General features: G+C 50.3%; 16 protein-coding genes and 1 pseudogene. 8 read left to right on the top strand and 9 right to left on the bottom strand.

Annotated elements, in window-relative coordinates:
- Positions 1–308 precede the first annotated feature (308 nt).
- From HMPREF2696_RS08705 to HMPREF2696_RS08680, 6 genes are all read left to right on the top strand, one after another.
- Positions 309–2,228: a TonB-dependent receptor gene (locus tag HMPREF2696_RS08705; protein ID WP_049335422.1), complete on the top strand. Its 1,920-nt coding sequence runs from the start codon at positions 309–311 to the stop codon at positions 2,226–2,228.
- Positions 2,229–2,285: 57 nt separating this feature from the next.
- The gene (locus HMPREF2696_RS08700; protein WP_070588323.1) at positions 2,286–3,263 is read left to right on the top strand and encodes an ABC transporter substrate-binding protein; all 978 of its coding nucleotides are present in this window, start codon (positions 2,286–2,288) and stop codon (positions 3,261–3,263) included.
- A 212-nt stretch (positions 3,264–3,475) separates the two neighbouring features.
- Positions 3,476–4,273, top strand: coding sequence for an ABC transporter permease (locus HMPREF2696_RS08695; protein WP_070588321.1), 798 nt, complete (start codon positions 3,476–3,478; stop codon positions 4,271–4,273).
- Positions 4,273–4,965, top strand: coding sequence for an ATP-binding cassette domain-containing protein (locus HMPREF2696_RS08690; protein WP_009310824.1), 693 nt, complete (start codon positions 4,273–4,275; stop codon positions 4,963–4,965). The genes HMPREF2696_RS08695 and HMPREF2696_RS08690 overlap by 1 nt, the downstream gene beginning before the upstream one ends.
- A 309-nt stretch (positions 4,966–5,274) precedes the next feature.
- Positions 5,275–5,889 (top strand): CadD family cadmium resistance transporter, encoded by a 615-nt coding sequence (locus HMPREF2696_RS08685; protein WP_049335602.1) that lies wholly within the window; start codon positions 5,275–5,277, stop codon positions 5,887–5,889.
- Positions 5,890–6,140: 251 nt separating this feature from the next.
- Entirely contained in the window at positions 6,141–7,238 is a 1,098-nt protein-coding gene (locus HMPREF2696_RS08680; RefSeq protein ID WP_070588320.1) for an NnrS family protein, read from the top strand.
- Positions 7,239–7,289: 51 nt separating this feature from the next.
- Here HMPREF2696_RS08680 and pgi read toward each other — a convergent pair whose 3' ends face one another.
- The 5 genes from pgi to zwf form a co-directional block, all read right to left on the bottom strand.
- Positions 7,290–8,933: a glucose-6-phosphate isomerase gene (gene pgi / locus HMPREF2696_RS08675; RefSeq protein ID WP_049335414.1), complete on the bottom strand. Its 1,644-nt coding sequence runs from the start codon at positions 8,931–8,933 to the stop codon at positions 7,290–7,292.
- Positions 8,934–9,076: 143 nt separating this feature from the next.
- Positions 9,077–9,925 (bottom strand): DNA-binding transcriptional regulator HexR, encoded by an 849-nt coding sequence (hexR, locus tag HMPREF2696_RS08670; RefSeq protein WP_004519348.1) that lies wholly within the window; start codon positions 9,923–9,925, stop codon positions 9,077–9,079.
- A gap of 77 nt (positions 9,926–10,002) precedes the next feature.
- Positions 10,003–10,983 (bottom strand): glucokinase, encoded by a 981-nt coding sequence (locus HMPREF2696_RS08665; protein WP_039861966.1) that lies wholly within the window; start codon positions 10,981–10,983, stop codon positions 10,003–10,005.
- Positions 10,964–11,659, bottom strand: a complete 696-nt coding sequence (gene pgl, locus HMPREF2696_RS08660) for a 6-phosphogluconolactonase (protein ID WP_070588318.1) — start codon at positions 11,657–11,659, stop codon at positions 10,964–10,966. Before pgl ends, HMPREF2696_RS08665 begins: the two co-directional genes overlap by 20 nt.
- Before the next feature lie 63 nt (positions 11,660–11,722).
- Positions 11,723–13,168, bottom strand: coding sequence for a glucose-6-phosphate dehydrogenase (zwf, locus tag HMPREF2696_RS08655; protein WP_070588316.1), 1,446 nt, complete (start codon positions 13,166–13,168; stop codon positions 11,723–11,725).
- 484 nt (positions 13,169–13,652) lie between these two features.
- On the opposite strand from zwf, the pseudogene edd reads away from it, so the two are divergent.
- A pseudogene (gene edd, locus HMPREF2696_RS08650) lies at positions 13,653–15,487 on the top strand (phosphogluconate dehydratase).
- 90 nt (positions 15,488–15,577) lie between these two features.
- Positions 15,578–16,216: a bifunctional 4-hydroxy-2-oxoglutarate aldolase/2-dehydro-3-deoxy-phosphogluconate aldolase gene (locus tag HMPREF2696_RS08645; RefSeq protein ID WP_003745733.1), complete on the top strand. Its 639-nt coding sequence runs from the start codon at positions 15,578–15,580 to the stop codon at positions 16,214–16,216.
- A 66-nt stretch (positions 16,217–16,282) separates the two neighbouring features.
- Here HMPREF2696_RS08645 and HMPREF2696_RS08640 read toward each other — a convergent pair whose 3' ends face one another.
- From HMPREF2696_RS08640 to HMPREF2696_RS08625, 4 genes are all read right to left on the bottom strand, one after another.
- On the bottom strand, positions 16,283–17,887 hold the full coding sequence (locus HMPREF2696_RS08640) for an NAD(P)-binding protein (RefSeq protein ID WP_049335410.1): 1,605 nt from the start codon (positions 17,885–17,887) through the stop codon (positions 16,283–16,285).
- Between the two features lie 67 nt (positions 17,888–17,954).
- Complete coding sequence (locus tag HMPREF2696_RS08635) at positions 17,955–19,646, bottom strand: DUF4178 domain-containing protein (protein WP_049335408.1); 1,692 nt, start codon at positions 19,644–19,646, stop codon at positions 17,955–17,957.
- A gap of 105 nt (positions 19,647–19,751) precedes the next feature.
- A complete protein-coding gene (speD, locus tag HMPREF2696_RS08630; RefSeq protein WP_070588314.1) occupies positions 19,752–20,117 on the bottom strand; it encodes an adenosylmethionine decarboxylase in 366 nt (121 codons plus the stop codon).
- Entirely contained in the window at positions 20,114–21,811 is a 1,698-nt protein-coding gene (locus tag HMPREF2696_RS08625) for a DUF4178 domain-containing protein (RefSeq protein ID WP_070588312.1), read from the bottom strand. Before HMPREF2696_RS08625 ends, speD begins: the two co-directional genes overlap by 4 nt.
- Positions 21,812–21,965: the final 154 nt, after the last annotated feature.

Below are 21,965 nucleotides of genomic sequence, written 5' to 3'. Positions count from 1 at the left end.
CGTTTCTCCTATATTTAAACAGAAATAATAATGATTCTTAAATTTATTATACCCAGCAAAAGGCCGTCTGAAAAGAGAGGGGTTTTCAGACGGCCTTTTGCTTTATTACCCTGAAATATTAATAGTAGACAAAACCCGATTTCGGAGCAAATACAACCTGCGCCGCCACTCCCCTCTTCTAAAAATTCTCCTTCTTGCCGATTTGTATTTTGCGCTAGGTGTTTATCGACAATAAATACCTTATCGTTTCTTTACTTTGCTTCTCTCTAAGAGCATAATAAATAAAAATGATTATCAGGATATAGATCATGAAACAAAACCATTTGATTTGCTTGTTAATGAGCAGTTTTGCCGCCGCAAACGGCTTTGCCGAAACCTTGGCAGACCCAGACGAAATCCAGCCTGTCAAAACCTTCTCCCCTCCCAAACCGATTGCACCAACCGCCGCACAAGGCTATTTCCCCGAAAACCAATTCGACCGCACCGACCGCAGCGATCATTACTTTGTTACCGAAAACATAGACCAAGCCTTCCGTCCGCTGAAAGCAAACAGCGGCTTCTACGGCAAAAGTTTTTACAATTCCGTTACCGCGCAAGCGCGTGGAGCAAAAGTGTACGGCGTGGTCAACCTCAATCACACCAAGGCCAACGGCTATAAAGACGGCGACAGCAATCAGACCGATTGGAAATATAGCCGTTTTAATCAAGCTTTGGTACTCGGTTTCGTGCCGTCTGAAAATCAGGAATACCGCCTCACCTACCTACACGACGACATCAACAACGACCGCCAACCGCAGTTCGTCAACGACGCATTGGATACCGAACGCCACATCGCCAAACTCAACGCGCGTTGGGGCAATGCCGATTTGAGCAATACGGTCAGCGCGGAAGCAGGCATCATCAAACTCAAACGCCATGCCGACAATTACTCCCTGCGCCAAAACAATACGCCGCAGCAAGTATTCGTAGAGCTTGACCGCAAAGTGTACGACTTCTCGCTCAAACACGATGCGAACTTCGGCAAATTCCACAACACCGCCGCCGTTAGCTACCGCAACGACAGCCAAAACGGCGAGCGCAACGCCCACACCGCCATGCGCGATTTCCTCAACGGCTACCGTTTCGCCGATGTACACCTCGACCGCTGGCGCATTGCCGATACCTTGTCTTACAAGTTTGACGACCGACACAAACTGGGCTTGGGTTTGAGCTACGAAATCAACAAAGCGGACGTACGCAAAAATACGGCGCAACCCGCCCATCCGATGAACCGCAACCTTGCCTTCGCCTCATCGCAGCAAATCTGGAAAACCCATTACGGCTACGACTTCAACGGCAAAGTGCGCCGTCATGCCTTTTCAGGTGAACTCAAATACGATTTTACGCCGTCTGAAACGCAAAAATACGGCGTTTCCCTTGCTCACTTAGAACGCATCGGCGACAACACCGAACGCTTCAACTCGCTTGCCGCCATCGTGCAAAACCGTATGAACGGCATGCTGATGAACCAAAACCCAGCCGCCGCCATCGCAGGCAATCCCCTGCTGAAAACCGAAAAACACAACCGCATCAAGCTCACCGCCGACAGCCGCAACGACTACTACAACGGCTATATGAACTCGTTGGCAGGCGCAGGCTGGAACGTGGGCGGCACACTTGTGGCGGACAAAGTCAAAGACCTGATTATTTTTGACCGCGCACACGGACAAAGCGGCACGGCTTCCAAAGGCAGCGGCATCATCACACGCAACGTGGATGCACGATTGTTTACCGCGCAAGCCTACGCGCGTTACAACTTCAATCCGCATTGGGCGGCAGGCATCAAAGCCACCTACAACTACGGACACAATGAAACCGACGGCAGGCCGCTCTATCAAATCCGTCCGTTTGAAGCCGCCGTCCAAGCCGACTACAAAAACTACTTTGCCCACGGCAGCTACAACATCGGCGCAGCAACACGCTTTGTCGCCAAACAAACGCGCGGCGATTTTGACGCGGCAAGAGGTCTGGGCATAGACAAACGCGAAGCCGCCAAAGGCTTTACCGTTGCCGACCTTTACGCAGGCGTAAACATCAAAGACAAATACGGCTTGCGCTTGGGCGTAAACAACGTGTTCAACAAAAAATACGCCGAACACATCAGCGGCGACCACGTCCTCGCCCTGTCGCCCAGTGTGGTGTATGCACCGGGCAGGACATATTGGTTGAGTTTGCATGCGGCTTTTTAAAATCAGGCCGTCTGAAAGAATGCCTACACTGGCTTATTAAGAATTAGGAGATAAAAAATGGACATGAAAAGACGCGATTTCTTAAAAATGACCGCCGCTCTGGCAGCCGCAGGCGTTTCGCCTTCATTGTTGGCAGCCGGTAAAGAACAATTTACCGTGTACGGCGCACCGGCAATGCCCAGCGTAACCATTGCCGTAGCGGCGTTGCAAGGCAAGCTGGCGAAACAGGCAGATGTATCGCTGAAAATCTGGCGTTCGCCCGACCAACTGCGCGCAGGCGTAGCAAGCGGACAATTTAAAGTGATGATGAGCCCGAGCAATGTCGGCGTAAACCTGCGCAACCAAGGGCAGAAAGTCGGCATGGTCAATATTTTGACCAACGGCATCACGCAGCTGATGTGCAAAGGCAGTGCGATTGCCTCGCCTCAGGATTTGGTCGGCAAAAAAATCCTCGTACCGTTTAAAAATGATATGCCCGACATCGTGCTGCAAGCCTTACTGAAAAAACTGAAAATCGACGCGCACAAAGTCGGCATCACTTACACCGCCACGCCGCCGGAAGCAGTCGGACTGTTTTTGAGCAAGGACTACCACGCTGCCATCCTGCCCGAACCGATGGCAACCGCCAGCCTACTTAAAGGCAAAACCATGGACGTAAACGTCGTGCGTGGATTTGACTTGGTGAAAGCATGGGGACAGGCGTTTGACACCAAACCGCTGATTCCGATGGCAGGCATCATCGCCAACGAAGAATATTTCCACGCACACAAAGCGCAGTTCGACATCTTCCATCAGGATTTGAAAAACGCGCTCAACTGGATACTCGCCAACCGTCAGAGCGCCGCGAAAATCGGCAAAAACTACCTCCCCGCCCCCGAACCCGCCCTAGTCATGGGCTTGGACGGCGCGCGGCTGACGGTAACCAAAGGCAGCGAAGTGAAGAACGAGATTTTGAAGTTTTACGAAATCCTGATGCAGTTCAACCCGAAACTCTTGGGCGGCAAGCTGCCGGATAACGGGTTCTTCTTAGCTTAAAAGAGGAGAGAGGCCGTCTGAAAATAGTGAAAGCCATTGAAATTTGACTTATCATTTTTCAGACGGCCTGTTAGGACATTATCAGCAGCGTAGGTCGGATTCTTGAATCCGACATTTCGGCTAAATGGGGGCTGTCGGATACGAGTATCCGACCTACTTTTTTCAGACGGCCTATCCTTGCCAAAACATAACGACAAACCAACACCCAAACCATGATTAAAACCGACAAAATCCGCAAACCGCAGCCTGCGCTGTTTTACATCATCGACTACCTTTGGAGCGGCTTTGCCGGTCTAGGCGTGGCGATGGTAGTGGTGGCGTTGTGGGCGTGGGGCAGTGCCGTGTTCGGCGAGTTTATGCTGCCTGCGCCGGTGGAGGTGTTTCAAAAATCTTTGGCTTTATTGAAACATTTTCAGGAAAACGAAATCGGGATTTCGCTGTGGCGGTCGGTGGTGGGGATTTCGGTTGCGCTGGTAGCGGGATTGGCGGCGGGACTGGTGGCGGGCAGTTTTAAGACGGCGATGGCATTGCTTAAACCTGTGATTACGACTTTGTTGGCGATGCCGCCGATTATTTGGGTGGTGATGGCTCTGTTTTGGTTCGGGTTCGGCAATCCGAGCGTGCTGTTTACCATCATTGTGTTGGTTGCGCCGCTGACGTTTGCGAGTGCGGCGGTCGGGATGGCGAGCGTGAACAAGCAGCATGAGGAATTGTTTGACGCTTATAAATTAGGCCGTCTGAAAAAAATCCGTTATCTGTATATCCCGCATCTGACGGGTTATGTGATTTCCAGCATCGGCGTGGCGGTGGCGATGGGGGTGAAGGTGGTGATTATGGCGGAACTCTTGGGCGCGGGCGAAGGCGTAGGCGCGCGGATTGCAGACGCGAGGGCGATGCTGGAGACTTCGACGGTGATGGCTTATGTGGTGTTGGTTATCGTGTTTGTGTCACTGTTTGAATACCTGATTACCAAACCTTTGGAAATTTTGTTTATGCCGTGGAGGAGATGATGCTCTGTCTTGAAAACGTGCGTTTTGAAATTCTCCGCGACCCCATCGTGCGCGATTTCAGTTTGAACCTGCAACATGGCGAAGTGAAAGCTTTGTTCGGGCCGAGCGGCTGTGGCAAGACGACGGTTTTGCGTTTGATTGCGGGCTTGGAAACGCCGAAATCGGGCACGATACGCAATACTTTCCGCAAAACGGGTTTTCTGTTTCAGGAAAACCGCCTGCCGGGAAACTTGACCGCGATGCAGAATATCGCTATTTTTATGGACAAACCCGATGAAGGCGAAATCATCGCGCTGGCGGCGAAAGTCGGGCTGACTGCGGGCGATTTGAACAAATATCCGACCGAATTGTCCGGCGGCATGGCGAAACGGGTAGCATTTTTGCGCCTGCTGCTGTGCGGCTGCGACCTTGCCTTGCTGGACGAGCCGTTCGTCGGTTTGGACCGTGATTTGCGCGATATTTTGGTCGCCATGCTGGTGGAAAAAATCGAGCGGCAGGGCATGGCGTGTATGCTGGTAACGCACGACCGCTTCGAAGCCGCACGCCTGAGCCATGAAATCATGCTGCTTTCCACTAAGGGCATGAACGTGCAAAACGTGATTACCCTGCCTACGCCGCTGTCCGAACGCGATTCGGCTTTTGAAGAAGCCGTGGTGGCAAGAGAGTTTCAGGGGATTCATTATTATGAGTGATAGGAATTTAAATTTCTGACAAACCTTGCGGTTCGTTGCCCTCTCCCTAACCCTCTCCCACGGGGAAAGGGGATCAGGTTTCTCAAAATCAGAGAGCCGTAGAATTGGGAATCAGATGTCAGGTAAACCTGAAAATGTTCAGGCTCGACAGCCCAATTCCCTCTCCCCGTGGGAGATGGCTAGGGAGAGGGTAAGCAAGCCGCAGGCTTGCCTCTTTAGCGAAAGATACGAATCTGTTATCCGAACGCGATTCGGTTTTTGAAAAAGCCGTGGTGCCAAGGGGGCAGGGGATTCATTATGAGGTGCTTTATGTTTTCGACTGTGATTACTGCTGCTGTTTTATATATTGCTACAGCAGTAGATTTGTTGGTAATACTATTAATATTTTTTGCTAGAGCAAATACTAGAAAAGAATATCGAGATATTTATATCGGACAATATTTAGGTTCTGTAATTTTAATATTAGTTAGTTTATTTCTAGCTTTTGTTTTGCATTATGTTCCGGAAAAATGGGTGTTGGGTTTATTAGGTTTAATACCGATTTACTTAGGTATTAAAGTTGCTATTTACGACGATTGTGAGGGCGAAAAAAGAGCTAAAAAAGAATTGGATGAAAAAGGGTTGTCAAAATTAGTCGGTATTGTTGCTTTGGTTACAGTTGCTAGTTGTGGTGCAGATAATATTGGACTTTTTGTTCCTTACTTTGTGACTTTAGATCTTGTCGACTTATTAGTTACTCTTCTTGTATTTTTAATATTGATTTTTGTTTTAGTATATACAGCACAAAGATTGGCTAATATTTCAGGTGTTGGTGAAATTGTAGAGAAGTTTAGTCGTTGGATAATGGCTGTTATTTATATTGGTTTAGGGTTATTTATTATTATTGAAAATAATACAATTCGAACAATAATATCAATAATATGAATGATACGGGCATTTGAGTATCTGACAAACCTTGCGGTTCGTTGCCCTCTCCCTAACCCTCTCCCACGGGGAGAGGGAATCAGGTTTCTGAAAATCAGAGGGCGCTCGACAGCCTAATCCCCTCTCCCCGTGGGAGAGGGCTAGGGAGAGGGCAAGCAAGCCGCAGGCTTGCCTCTTTGGCGAAAAATACAACCCTGTCCGCCCAATAAATCCATATCCGAAAGCATCTTCATGCAGAATCAAGCCAAGCCATGAATAAATTTTTCACCCACCCCATGCGGCCGTTTTTTGTCGGTGCGGCGGTACTTGCCATATTCGGCGCGTTGGTGTTTTTCATCAGCCCCGGTGCCGTCATTTTGCACCGCCAAATCTTCTTAGAACTCATGCTGCCTGCGGCATACGGCGGCTTCCTGACTGCAGCCATGCTCGAATGGACGGGTTATAAAGGCCGTCTGAAACCTGTCGCTACTTTGATGGCGGCATTACTGCTCGCCGCATCTGCCATACTGCCCTTTTCGCCACAAACTGCCTCGTTTTTCGTTGCCGCCTATTGGCTGGTATTGCTGCTGTTTTGCGCCTGGCTGATTTGGCTCGACCGCAACACCGACAACTTTGCCCTGCTGATGCTGCTTGCCGCGTTTACCATTTTTCAGACGGTCTATGCTGTCAGCGGCGATTTGAACTTACTGCGCGTGCAAGTACATCTGAACATGGCGGCAGTGATGTTTGTATCCGTGCGTGTCAGCATTCTTTTGGGCGCGGAAGCCCTTAAAGAATGCCGTCTGAAAGACCCCGTATTCATCCCCAACGTCGTCTATAAAAACATCGCCATTACTTTCCTGCTCTTGCACGCCGCCGCCGAACTTTGGCTGCCCGCGCAAACCGCCGGTTTTACCGCGCTTGCCGTCGGCTTCATCCTGCTCGCCAAGCTGAGTGAGCTTCACCATCACGAACTCCTGCGCAAACACTACGTCCGCACTTATTACCTGCTCCAACTCTTTGCCGCCGCAGGCTATCTGTGGACAGGCGCGGCGAAACTGCAAAATCTGCCCTCCTCCGCCCCATTACACCTGATTACCCTCGGCGGCATGATGGGGGGCGTGATGATGGTGTGGCTGACCGCCGGGCTGTGGCACAGCGGCTTTACCAAACTCGACTACCCCAAGCTCTGCCGCATTGCCGTCCCCATCCTCTTCGCCGCCGCCGTCTCGCGCGCTGTTTTAATGAACGTGAACCCGATATTCTTCATCACCATTCCTACGATTCTGACCATCGCCGTGTTCGTACTGTATCTTTTCACGTTTGTACCGATATTTCGGGAAAATGCGTTTACGGATGATCCGGAATAAAACAAAAGGCCGTCTGAAACTTTCAAACGGCCTTAGCTTTAAATAAATGCTTTATTTGTTGGCGTTCAAATAAAGATTAATTAGGCGTGTAGTGGAACTGTCGTGTTTTTGCACTTCGGTCTCGCCGGTCAATTCGGCAAGAATGGTTTTGGCCAGTTGTTTACCGAGTTCTACGCCCCATTGGTCAAAGCTGTTGATGCCCCAAATAATGCCTTGAACGAAAGTTTTGTGTTCGTACATGGCAATCAGGCTGCCCATATTGCGCGGGTTGATTTTGTCCATTAGGATGAGGTTGGTCGGGCGGTTGCCTGAGAAGGTTTTGTGCGGAACCAGCTCTTCGATACGCTCTGCTTCCATGCCTTGGGCTTGAAGCTCGGTGCGGACTTCGTCAGGCGTTTTGCCGCGCATAAAGGCTTCGGCTTGGGCAAAGACGTTCGCCAGCAGGATTTCGTGGTGACCGCGCAGGTTGCTGCGTTTTTCAAGGGAGGCGATGAGGTCAATCGGCGTGATGTGCGTACCTTGGTGCAGCAGTTGGAAGAAGGCGTGCTGGCCGTTGATGCCGGTTTCGCCCCAAATAATCGGCGAAGTTTCGTAACCGACCGGTTTACCGTCAAGGGTAACTTGTTTGCCGTTGCTCTCCATGTCGAGCTGCTGGATGAATTTGGGCAGGCGGTGAAGATGTTGGTCGTAAGGCGCGATAACATGGCTGCCGCCGCCGTAGTAATTGATGTACCAGATGCCGATGAGGGCGAGGATGACGGGCATGTTGCGCTCTAGCGGCGTGTTGATGAAGTGTTGGTCCATCAAGTGCGCGCCGTTGAGCATTTCGATGAAGTTTTCTTCGCCGAGATACAGCATAATCGGCAGGCCGATGGCCGACCACAGGCTGTATCGTCCGCCGACCCAGTCCCAAAATTCAAACATATTGGCGGTATCGATACCGAATTCGGCAACGGCTTTTTGGTTGGTCGATACGGCAACGAAGTGTTTGGCCACGGCGCTTTCATCGCCTGCATGATCCAAGAACCATTTACGCGCGGTCAGGGCGTTGGTCAGGGTTTCTTGGGTGGTAAAGGTTTTGGACGCAATGATGAACAGCGTAGTTTCAGGGTGGACTTTGGACAATACGTCGCGCAGTTGGGAGCCGTCCACATTGGAGACGAAGTGCATGTTCAAACGCGGATGGCCGAAAGGCTTGAGCGCGGTACACATCATCAGAGGACCGAGGTCAGAGCCGCCGATACCGATGTTGACGACGTCGGTAATGACTTGATTGGTATAGCCCAACCAGCTGCCGCTGCGGACTTCATGCGCGAACTCGCCCATGCGTTGCAGGACATGGTTGACCTTAGGCATGACATCTTCGCCATCCACGACGATAGGGGCGTTGGTGCGGTTGCGCAGGGCGACGTGGAGAACGGCGCGGTTTTCCGTCGTATTGATTTTTTCGCCGTGGAACATTTGCTGCATCCGCTCCGGTACGCCTGCTTCACGCGCCAGCTCGAACAACAGTGCCATGGTTTCGTCGTTGATACGGTTTTTAGAATAATCCAAAGTCAGGCCGCCAACCTGCAGCCAGTAGCGCTCGGCACGTTCGGGATCTTGCTCGAACATTTCGCGCATGTGTTGTTCTTTGGTTTCGTCAAAATGTATCCATAATTTTGACCAAGCTGGTAAATCGTGAAGGTGTTTCATCGGATGCTCTCCTGGATAGTGGACAGTTTTGTTGAGAAAACGGCCGTGAGGTCGTCTGAAACGGGAACGGGGTGGTTTCCGTTTTTTGAGGTTTCAGACGGCCTTGATGTGGGTTGGGGCTGTCTGAAGATATCAATGAAGAATCAATCTTTATCGTATTCGATGTGCTTGTTATGTATGCTTTTTTTACTTTTTTGCAGTTGCGTACTGGCAGTATCGCCCAAACGCAAGGCCAAGCCGATGGCAAGAATATCGATAACGGCCAGCTGCAGAAGACGGGACACCATAGGCGTATAAAGCTCGGCATTTTCCTGAGTAGCAATGCTCAATACACAGTCGGCCATTTGAGCCAACGGTGAATCATTGCGGGTCAGCGCGATAACGGCTGCGCCGTTTTCTTTGGCGATACTGGCCGCATCCAACAATTCGATAGATGAGCCGGTATTGGAAATCGCCACCAACACATCCTGCTCGGTCAATACGGAAGCCGCCATCAGCTGGGTATGTGTATCGACATAGGCAACGGTGGACATACCGAAGCGGAAGAATTTGTGTTGCGCATCTTGGGCAACGATGCCGGAGTTGCCGACACCATAAAACTCAACGCGTCGCGCGTGCATCAGAATGGCAATCGCGTTTTCCAGCTCGGATTCTTTCAGGAAACGGCGCTCACCCAAGAGGGAGGCTGCGGCATTGCCCAATACTTTTTCGACCACGCTGCCCATGTTGTCATCGGCGTTTAATTCTTCATGAACGTAAGGCATGCCTTCGTGGCCGATGCTGGCAGACAAAGCGAGTTTGAACTCAGGCAAGCCTTTGTAACCCAAGCTGCGGCAGAAACGGATTACAGTCGGCTGACTGACGGAAGCACGCTCGGCGATTTCCGCCACAGCAGCATGAACGAACCATTTCGGCTCGGCCAGCGCAGATTCGGCAACTTTGCGTTCCGCGCCGGAGAGATTGGACAATGATTCGCTGATTTTGCTTAACATATACTCTACCCTTTGATTTTTTGACGTTCAGGACAAGGTTTTTTTCCACCCCCTGCCCTGCACCGCCGTTTGTGTGATTAAACGTTATTTAAATGATTGTCTAATGCAACCGCCGCGCCGACGATGCCCGGAAATTCGCTCAATACGACATACACGGGAATGGCGGCAAGATAAGCTTCAAAGCGGCCTTTGTTTTCAAAGCGGCTGCGGAATGGAGACGTTTTAAAGTAATCCAACACGCGCGGGATAATCCCGCCGCACAAATACACGCCGCCGCGCGCACCCAATGACAAAGCCAAATTGGAAGCAACCGTACCCAGCATGGCGCAGAAAATATCCAAAGTCTGACGGCAAATCGGCGATGTTCCGCTCAATGTCTTATCGGTGATTTCAGAAGGCTTCAGACGGCATTGTTTGATGTTGTCGCGTTTGGCCAATGCTTCGTAAATCAGGCTCAAACCTGCGCCGCTCAAGAAACGCTCGGCAGAAACATGGCCGTATTTGTTTTTAGCGTATTGCCAAATCAATACTTCCATATCGTCAAACGGCGGGAAGCTGGTATGGCCGCCCTCGCCTGCCAACGCTACCCAGCCGGCAGCGCTGTGCACCAAACCGCTGACACCCAAACCGGTACCCGGACCGATAACGGCTTTAGGCGCAAATTCGATTGGTTTTTGACCGCCGATTTGTATCAAGTCTTTCTTATCGGTTTTTGTTACCGCCAAAGCCTGGGCGGTAAAGTCGTTCAACAGAATCAACGTTTCAAAACCCAAAGCCTGGCGGGTGGTTTCGATGGAGAATGCCCAGTGGTGGTTGGTCATCTGCACCCAGTCGCCCAAAATCGGATTGGCAATCGCAAAGGCGGCGTGCAAGACTTTCGGACTGCCTGCGCGTTCCAAATAAGTTTTGGCGGCATCGACAATGGTGTCGTAATCCTGGCAAGGCAAGACTTCAGCCTTTTCAATCACTTGTGGTGCAGTTTCAAGTGCAAAACGGGCATTCGTACCGCCGATATCGGCAACCAAACGAGGATAAGCTTCAGTGTGCATAGTAGACATGGCAGTTAATTCCTTGGTGATTGATAATCAGACTGGTCGGATATTCGGTATCGGCCCTTGCGGCAGCTTTATCAAATACTGCTTTTTTCTCTGCGCCTTGAATAGCCAAAAACACATTTGGCGTTTTGGCAATTGCACCCAAAGTCATGCTTACGCGCTCATGCGGCGCGGTAACCGGCGTAGTATGAATCAATGTCGGGTCATTGGCTTCATTGATTGCTGCCTGTAATTGAGGCGCTTGAGGGAACAACGACGCCGTATGCCCGTCTGAACCCATGCCCAACACCAGCACGTCAGGTTGCTTGTAATGTTTCAATGCATAAGCAACGACAACTTCAGGTTGTAATTCAGTTTCAGACTTTCCGTCTTCAACAACAGGAATCCATGTGGCAACGGCCGCGTTATTTTTGAGCAGATATTCGCGTACCAAGCCTGTATTGCTGTCGGCATGCGTGGTCGGGACAATACGCTCGTCCACCAAAGTAATGCCGACGTTTTGCCAATTTAAATCTTTTTGCGACAAAGCCTCGAAAAACGCAATCGGCGAACGACCGCCGGAAACAGCCAAAACCGCATGGCCTTTCTCATTCAACGCGGCTTGCAATGCGGCGGCAACGGCATCGGCGAGAGCTTGCGCGGCAGTTGCAGCGTTTTCTTGTTCGTGCCAAACAAACATGTTTCGTCCTTTCATGGTTTCAGACGGCCTTTTGTTGGAAAACAAGGCCGTCTGAAAGAAATATTATTGCTCTTCGTGCCACTTGTTGCCGTCACGCGCCAACAGCGCGCGCGCAGCTTCAGGACCCCAAGAATGGGCTTCGTAAGCATGTGGAGGCGTTGTACTGTTCGCCCAGTTTTCCAAAATCGGCATCACATATTCCCAAGCGGCTTCGAGTTCGTCACGACGGTTGAACAAAGCGAGTTTGCCGTTAATCACGTCCAGCAGCAGACGCTCATAAGCCTCAGCGCGGCGCCCCTCTACGGCTGTGCCCAAGTCCACGCCAATCGGTGTCACTTCGACTTTGTTGCCTGCACCCGGGGTTTTTACTTGCGTGTAAAGGCGGACGGACTCGGTCGGTTGTAGTTCAATAACCAAACGATTCGGCGCAGGTTGGCTGTTGTCAAAAATATGGTTTTGCAGCGGACGGAAGTTCAACACGATTTCCGCCACTTTGCCTGCCATGCGTTTGCCGGTACGCAGGTAGAAAGGTACGCCTTTCCAACGCTCATTTTCGATTTCAGCTTTGATGGCGACATAGGTTTCAGTGAAACTGTCTTTCGGTACAGCGACTTCTTCCAGATAGCCGTTCATGCCGTTTGCTGCAACATACTGACCACGAATAACATTTTCGTTGACGGACTCGATAGTCAGGGGTTTCAGCGATTTGATGACTTTCACTTTCTCGTCGCGTACGGCATCGGCATCCAAGCTCGCCGGTGCTTCCATGGCAGTCATACAAAGCATTTGCATCAAGTGGTTTTGCACCATATCGCGCAACGCGCCGGTAATGTCGTAAAACTCACCGCGTTCTTCCACGCCCAACTGCTCGGCGATGGTCAGCTGTACGCTTTCAATATATTTGTTGTTCCACAAAGGCTCGAACATCACATTGGCAAAACGCAAGGCCAGCAGGTTTTGCAGGCTTTCTTTACCCAAATAATGGTCGATACGGTAGATCTGCTCTTCTTTGAAATAACGGGCGACATCTGTATTGATTTGCTGTGAAGAGGCCAAGTCCGTACCCAACGGTTTTTCCAAAACCACGCGCACGTTATCGGCATTCAAACCGATTTCAGCAAGGTTTTCACAGGCTTGCGCAAAGAATTTCGGCGCAGTTGAGAGGTAGATCACGACATTTTCAGTATTCTTGCGTGCTTTTACCAAGTCGCCCAAGGCAATGAAATCGCCTTTCTCTGTAACATCGACTTTCAAATACTCGAGACGTTGGATAAACGATGCCCACGCTTCATCTGAGAAGTTTTGTTTGACATGGATTTTAGAATTTGTTTCCACTTTAGCCAAAAAGCCGGCGGTATCCAATTCGCTGCGGCTTACGCCCAAAATACGACCTTCGGGATGAAGCAAACCGGCTACATGCGCCTGATACAGGCAAGGCAAAAGTTTACGCATTGCCAAATCGCCGGTCGCGCCAAACAACACCAAATCAAAATTTGTCTGTGTACTCATTGTTTCATCTCTCGTTGAGGAAGCTTGCTTCAAAACTTTTGGACTGTCGTCATCTATAAAAATCGATTAGAATCAAAAGCCTTTAAGCAATAAGCAGTAAAAAACCAATCGCCTGCACCAAAATTTCAAACAAGCGGGCTAATGAGTAGTAATACTACACATGGCTACACATTTTGTCTATTCTCATTTTTACAAATTGTTTGATTTAACATAAAAGTTTGATGACTTTTGCAGCCTGCCATTTTACGAATTGACCATACCTCGATTTAAATCAAATTTCTTCCACTTAGTAAATTATTTTGTAACAAAATTACAGATTTTGTACTATAATATGCGGACGCTTCGAAGAGAAAATCTTCAAATATTCAGACGGCCCATATTATTCATTCCCATAGCTCAAGGCCGTCTGAAGAAAACACCCAATACAAAAATCAGAAACGCGCAAACAAAATCCCTATCATATCGTTTAGCCAGGAGACCGCACATGAACCCCACTCCTATTCACCCGAAACTCGCCGAAATTACCGAGCGCATCATCGAGCGCAGCCGCCCGACGCGTGAAAAGTATCTGGCGAAAATCCGCAGCGCCAAACAGATGGGACGCTTAGAGCGCAACCAGCTCGGCTGCAGCAACTTGGCACACGGCTATGCCTCCATGCCTAAGAGCATCAAAATCGAAATGCTTCAGGAAACCGTCCCCAACTTAGGCATCATCACTGCCTACAACGACATGGTTTCCGCACACCAGCCGTTTAAAGACTTCCCTGACCAAATCAAAGACGAAGCACAGAAAAACGGCGCGACCGCCCAAGTCGCCGGCGGCACGCCCGCCATGTGCGACGGCATTACGCAAGGCTACGCCGGCATGGAATTGTCGCTGTTCTCCCGCGACGTGATTGCCATGAGTACCGCCATCGGTCTGTCGCACCAAATGTTCGACGGCAGCCTGTTTATGGGCGTATGCGACAAAATTGTTCCCGGCCTGATGATCGGTGCGTTGTCTTTCGGCCATATTCCAGGCATCTTCGTTCCGGCAGGCCCGATGTCCAGCGGTATCGGCAATAAAGAAAAAGCCCGTACCCGCCAGCTTTTTGCCGAAGGTAAAGTCGGTCGCGATGCCTTGCTTGAAAGCGAAATGGGTTCTTACCACAGCCCGGGTACTTGTACCTTCTACGGCACCGCCAACTCCAACCAAATGATGATGGAAATGATGGGTGTACACCTTCCTGCTGCCGCCTTCGTCCACCCTTACACCGACCTGCGCGAGGCCCTGACTCGCTACGCAGCCGGACACCTCGCACGCGGTATCAAAACGGCACCATCAAACCATTGGGCGAAATGTTGACTGAAAAATCCTTCATCAATGCCCTGATCGGCCTGATGGCAACCGGCGGCTCGACCAACCACACCATGCACCTCGTTGCTATGGCGCGTGCTGCAGGCGTGATTTTGAACTGGGACGACTTCGATGAAATTTCTTCCATCATCCCATTGCTGATCCGTGTGTATCCAAACGGCAAAGCCGATGTGAACCACTTTACCGCGGCAGGCGGCCTGCCTTTCGTTATCCGCGAATTGCTGGACGCAGGCCTGTTGCATGACGATGTCGATACCGTTGTCGGACACGGTATGCGCCACTACACCAAAGAGCCTTTCCTCATCGACGGCAAACTCGAATGGCGCGAAGCCCCCGAAACCAGCGGCAACGACGACATCCTGCGCAAAGCCGATAATCCGTTCTCCCCGGACGGCGGTCTGCGCCTGATGAAAGGCAACATCGGTCGCGGCGTGATTAAAGTGTCCGCCGTGCGCGAAGGCTGCCGCATCATCGAAGCGCCTGCCATCGTATTCAACGACCAACGCGAAGTATTGGCCGCATTTGAACGCGGCGAGTTGGAACGCGATTTCGTCTGTGTTGTCCGCTACCAAGGCCCGCGCGCCAACGGTATGCCCGAATTGCACAAACTGACCCCTCCTTTGGGCATCCTGCAAGACCGCGGCTTTAAAGTGGCACTGCTGACCGACGGCCGTATGTCCGGCGCGTCCGGTAAAGTTCCGGCCTCTATCCACATGACGCCTGAAGCCCTGATGGGCGGCAACATCGCCAAAATCCGTACCGGCGACTTGATCCGCTTCGACTCCGTTACCGGCGAACTCAACGTCCTGATCAACGAAGCCGAATGGAACGCCCGCGAAGTCGAACGTATCGACTTGAGCGCGAATCAACAAGGCTGCGGCCGCGAACTCTTCGCCAACTTCCGCAGCATGACCAGCAGCGCAGAAACCGGTGCCATGAGCTTCGGCGGCGAATTTGCCTAAACCCTTTTCAGACGGCCTCTTAAAACAATCAGGTCGTCTGAAACCATGTTAACGACCCTATTACGATACAGTCCCCAACGGAGACCTAAAATGTCTAAACTGACCCCTCGTGAAATTCTGACTGCCGGCGCAGTTGTGCCGGTAATGGCGATTGACGACTTGAGTACTGCCGTCGATTTGTCCCACGCCCTTGTCGAAGGCGGCATTCCCACCCTCGAAATCACCCTGCGCACCCCTGTCGGTCTCGACGCCATCCGCCTGATTGCCAAAGAAGTTCCTAACGCCATCGTCGGCGCGGGTACGGTAACCAATCCCGAACAGCTCAAAGCCGTCGAAGACGCAGGCGCGGTTTTCGCCATCAGCCCGGGTTTGCACGAATCCCTCGCCAAAGCCAGCCACAACAGTGGCATCCCCCTGATTCCGGGCGTTGCCACTCCTGGCGAAGTCCAACTGGCTTTGGAACACGGCATCGACACCCTCAAACTCTTCCCTGCCGAAGTCGTTGGCGGCAAAGCCATGCTCAAAGCCCTGTACGGCCCTTACGCCGATGTTCGCTTCTGCCCGACCGGCGGCATCAGCCTGGCAACCGCTCCCGAGTACTTGGCGCTGCCTAATGTCTTGTGCGTCGGCGGCTCATGGCTGACCCCAAAAGAAGCCATCAAAAACAAAGACTGGGATACCATCACCCGTCTGGCTCGCGAAGCTGCCGCTTTGAAACCAAAAGCCTAATCAGGTTATTAAGTTAAAAGAGAAAAGGCCGTCTGAATATGATTTCAGACGGCCTTTTTATATCAATTAAGCCAATACTTTCCGCGCCGCTTCCACACCCCAATACAAAGCCTCTTCAAACACCGAATAGCTGCTTAAGTCACTGTGTGCAAATAATAATCCAGTATTTCGATTTCTGATTTTTAATAAAGCCTCATCGCTTAAATAGCCGGGTTTCGGCACGCTCATGCCATGCCCGCGAACGGTAATGTCAACATGGGAAACATGCCGCCAAAAGCCTTCGCCGTAAGCGGTAAGCAGATCTTGTGCGGCAAACTGGAGCAGCTCTTCATCGCTTGCTTCAAGCAGCTGGCGGCGGACGGCTTGTGGCGTATCGTGATTGAGCGCGGCGTAGGCGGTAAAAATCGTACGTTCAGGACGGGCAACCCGGATAAGCTGGTTGGTCGCAACAACATAGCCCAGTCCTTGGCTGCCGTAAACCACATTGTCCCACGCAAGTTCGCTGTTGTTTTTTTCTTTCGGAAAACTGTGCAGTTCAAAATTGGAAACCAGCCATGGCGCGTATTCGGGAATATTCAGACCAAATTGTTCGGGAGATTCAATAATGTGGGCGGCAACCATCAGCGGCATGGCGGAGATAACGTGTTGCGCGGTGACGGCAACGGTTTCCCCTTTTGCATTATCACGCAGCCACACTTCAATCCGGCCGTCTGAAAGCGGTTTGATTTTGACGGCAGAAGCATTAACCGAAGCAGGTTTCTCCAAACGGATACTGTTTTCAGACGGCCATTGCCAGCCTTCCTGCAAATCGGCATGACGGCGCAGGTTTTCAGAAAGATGTGCCAAACCTTCGGGCCAAGTGAGGACAGTTTCTGCATTGTTGCGGGCGGCAAAATAATGCAATCCGGCAAAGGCAGATACTTGCCCGATGCCTTGTCCGTAATCGTCGCGGCAACAATAATCGAGATACCACAAAAGCTCGGGCGAATGGTAACCTTCCTGATCAAGCCATTGTTGAAACGTCAGATGATCGAGCTTTCGCCATGTTTCATCTATCGATGACAGCGCAATCGGAATGGCAAAAATTTTCTTACCGTCATTGCCGTAAGCCTGTTTCAGACGGCCTATCAAATCAAAAAACCGTTTGGAATCCGCATCTTCTTTCGGCAATAAATGTTCTACCCATTTATCCTGATATAAGAGGCGCGATTCGGGCGCATAGACCAAATCGGTTTCCCTAAAGCTGCCATCCGACTGCAAAATACCGAAATCCGCCAACATCTCGCGCACATACACGCTTTCTTTCGACGGCAAAGCCAAATAATGCGCACCGCTCGGCGCTTTCAGGCCGTCTGAAGACGTATAGGCGGCATTGTTGCCATTACGTTCAAACCCTTCTGCCAACAATACATCGCGGTGATTATGCTTCGCCAAATACCACAATGCTCCCAACCCAGCCGCACCGCCGCCGAGTATCAACGTATTGCATTCATAACGACGGGTCGGCGAACTGAGCAATTCCCCGTCACGCAACAAATGCCCCAACGGCAAGCCGACACGGTTAATAGAAACCGGCGGTTTGCGGTTGAGGTACTTATAAGTCTGCCAAGAGAAAGCAGAGGCGGCACCAAGCACGGCGGTATAGCTGAGAAATTGACGGCGGGTTAGCATGTTTTATAAAAAGGTCGTCTGAAAAAATAAAAGTAAAACGATACAACGAGGTTAAGCAGATCTCACGTTATTTATGCCCTGCCGAATAACCATGATAGGATCTGCCGGAATGCGATGAATCACTGTCTTCCGCTTGGACATAGTTGAATAAGACGGTAAGAAAAATGATGAAAGCAAAGAAAATAATCATCCCTACCCGTTCTTCTTCGTAATCACGATCGTTTTTATATCTGTCAGAAATCCATATCCATACCAACGCACACAGACTGACCACTATACCGACAGGACTACGTAGATGCGGCGACAGCCAGGCCGGAAGGTTGACGATGATAAGAATCAGCATAGCAATGATACGGGCTACATTATCTCTACTCCCAACATTTCTATTGTCGCCCTTCAGCCAGTAAGAGAGCATCTCCTTAGTATCAAAAGACAGACCGAATGCCTTTCTCATTTGACGGTAAGACACAGGACTGCTTTTACTCCAGACAATTTCGTCCTTGCTCTGCTCGGAACACAGAATGACATTCCGGCCATAACTTTTCTTGCCGCTATATTCCTTGTAATGAAGCAAATCGCCTTGTTTGACTTTCCAATAAAAAGCACCAGCCGCTACCTCGACCTGCCCGCGGTAATGATCAATCAACATTTCACCGGCAGGATTGCCACTTGAATCAAAGTCCGGCCATGTTTGTAAGGTTTCTGACAGCCGCCAGCGTTTTCCAGACTCAATCAGCCAGGCAAAACCTTGTTGAGTGTTATAAAGCAGATATTCCGTCCAGTATTCGGACTGATTTTGATTATAGGACGATATCTCGACAAATCTTACAGCCCCGATAATCAGATATTCTGTATCGTTCAGACGGCCTTTCGTACCAATGGAAAGTGTGAACAGATTTTCTTGTTCTTTCCTTTGGGCATTTGCCTCCATCAACGCAACAGTATCTTTTGTCGTATTCAAACTGCTGCCGCAAGACTGACATAAAAGGAAAGAAGTAACACCCCTTGGCCAATGAACAGGAGAGCCGCAATGCGGGCAGTTTTCAGAAAGAATCTCTCCTTTCAGACGACCTGCACTTTCATGGATTTCATCATCACTGCGCTTATTTTCCAGCTTCAAACTGTCCAAACTGACTATGCGTCCGAAGTAGGAGTCCATTGGAAACGTCGAATAATCCAAGGTCAAAAACAAATTGCCCCGTCGCCAGTCGCAAACCTCGCCTGCCGCTTGGTTCTCAGATAAGTTGAACGGCAACTCGCCTTGCGCATCGGTATTACGGTAATGTATGGTGCGGACATCTGACGCAATAAAGGTTTGGCCATTAAAGATCAACGAACTGGAACCGGCTTTCACCGACTTAAAATTTTTCGGCCCCCGTCTCCTCTTCTGGGCAAGTAAACATGTCATCACATATAAATCGCCAACCTCGGAAAGCCAGCCGGTCTGCCCGTCATCAAACAAGACATACCATTCATTCCATGCGCCGACATCGTAATGCACCTGCAATCGCCCAATCAGCGTAAATTTCCGATCATCAAAAACGCCTCGCGTTCCAATCTGCAACGGACTGAAATCTTCCAGCAACGCAGAATCACGCCCTGAATTGGCAACAAAATATCCGCTCCTCCCCTTACCGATTCTAGCAACCAGCATACTGTGACAATGGCCACACACCAGCGTCACGGCAGTAGCGGAATACGCCTCCACAGGCGCACCACAGCTTGGGCAATCGGTTTTAAAAAAAGGCGTTTTTTCCATATAACGTCAATATTTCAGTTTAATCAGAACAAGGTTTAAGGCCGTCTGAAAACGGATTGAATATGCTTTCAGACGGCCTGACAGATTTTATTGTTCAACCGATGGTTATATATCGTCCAGTATACCTTCGCCACGTTGCGCAACCGTCCAAACAGCCCTTTCCGCCGCCAACTCCCTGCACAACACTTCCTTCACTTTTTCCAATTTCATGCCACCGCAGATAAATGCGTCAATGGCGACGAAGCGGTGTTCCGGCCAAGTGTGGATACTGATATGGGACTCGGCAAGCAGCAAAACACCGGTTACGCCGCCTGCGCCGCCGAAGGTATGGAAGTGTTCGGTCAATATGGTGGCTTCTGCGGCCTGTGCAGCAGCCATCAAAGCGGTTTTCAGACGGCCTTCATCTTTTAAGATGGCTTCATCGCAGCCATATAAGTCCAATAGGCCATGATTACCGGGCATGTGGGTCATTTATGGCCTCCAGAATAGCTACCGCTGGAAAAGCCACCGTAGCTTCCGCCTGAATGAACTCGGCTGCTGTCATCATCCAAATCAGACAAATCTGCATAATTCATCATCGTAACAAAAACAATCAAAGCCATTGCACAAATAACATATCCCACTCGAGAGATACTCTGTTCGCCATTTTCATCTCTCTTCCGTCCAACTATAAAAAGAGTATAGACACCCCAACCGATAAGAAATATATCGAACAGTATATCGAAGCCATTCATAAACAATGACGGAATATTGACGATAACCAAAATAGCAATCATCAGAAGTCGTAATTTTTCATCGATATCATCCGCACTCATTTTCACGGTATAAGATGATATTTTATTGGTCAGATTAAACGCATCTGCAATTTCCCGATAAGCAATTGGGGCACTTCTAGTCCATGCCATTTCGTGACTGTTTAGTTCGGAGCCAATCTTACGGCTTTGTCCGTCTCGGTAATCGCTGTAATAGTTCAAATCACCGTTTCGGACACGCCAATAAAACGCGCCGCTGGCAATCCTGACCCGTCCGCCATAGTCATAAAGTTTGCCATATCCTTGCGGTTGGCAGTTGCGGTCAAGGCGCGGCCAATCGTTCAAGGTTTCGGAAATATTCCAACCTTCATCAGTTTCAACCAGCCATAAGAAACCCTGAGTTGGGTTGTAAAGCAGATACTCCGTCCATTGCCCTTCTGGTGCCAATGTATGTTTGGCACCTTTGAACAAGTTATCAAATGTTTCCTGCGCATCTGTTTCTAAATATCGGATTGCGCCGATAACATGAAATTCTTTATTTTTCAGACGGCCTGTCGAGCCGACAGGCAAAGTAAACATCGTATTTTGTGACAAACGCAGATTGTTCGCGGTAATAAGCTCCGCTTTATCTTTGCCAACCGCCAATTCGCTGCCGCAACTTTGACAGTTAAGATGGGAAGTCAGCCCGTTTACCCAATGAATGGACGAGCCGCAGTTAGGACAGTTTTCTGAAGTAATACTGCCTTTCAGACGGCCTGCGCTTTCTTTAATTTCATCTTCGTGGCGCGTGTTTTCCAGCTTCAAATCATCTAGGTTTACCATCCGCCCGAAGAAGGCTTCGGGTGTTTCATTGTTGTAATCGAGCGTGATGAAAAGGTTTTCGCAACGCCAGTCGGAAACCCGATTTTCTGTATCCTCTTTCAAAACAAACGGCAATTCGCCCTGCGCGGCGGCGCGTTTCAAGCTGATTTTGCGGACATCGGAAGCAATATAGTGCTTATCTTGAAAAGTCAGCTCGCTAAATCCGGCTCGCGTGTCTTCAAATTTCGGCGGATTATCGATTTCGACCGGCATGGTCATCACATACAAATCGCCCGCCTCAGAAAGCCAACCGGCCCTGCCGTCGTCAAACAGCGCATACCATTCATTCCACGCACCATCATCGTATTGCACCTGAAGCCGTCCAACCAAGGTAAAGCGTTGAGCGACAAATGTGCCGCTGGTTCCGATTTGAAGCGGACTAAAATCTTCCAGCAATGCGGAATCGCGGCCGGAATCGACAACGCCGTTATCTTTCCGCACCAGCATGCTGTTGCAATAGCCGCACACCAGCGTCACGGCAGAAGCAGAATGCGCCTCGACAGGCGCGCCGCAGCTTGGGCAGTCGGTTTTGAAGAAAGGAGTTTGAGACATGGGTTTGCTTTTTTAGAATAAGTTGGGATGTTTCAGACGGCCTTAACGTTCTTGAAGTCGGACAGGCTTAATCAAATCATTTGAAAGGCCGTCTGAAACCTTTTCCACAGAGGCAGCTCAATGCTTCTTTCGAATGATATTTTTCAGACGGCCT

This window comes from Neisseria sp. HMSC058F07 (genome assembly GCF_001810035.1).
In the GTDB taxonomy this organism is placed as follows: domain Bacteria; phylum Pseudomonadota; class Gammaproteobacteria; order Burkholderiales; family Neisseriaceae; genus Neisseria; species Neisseria perflava.
Note: the sequence above shows the minus strand (reverse complement) of the source record. Positions and strands in the feature narration are given on the sequence as shown.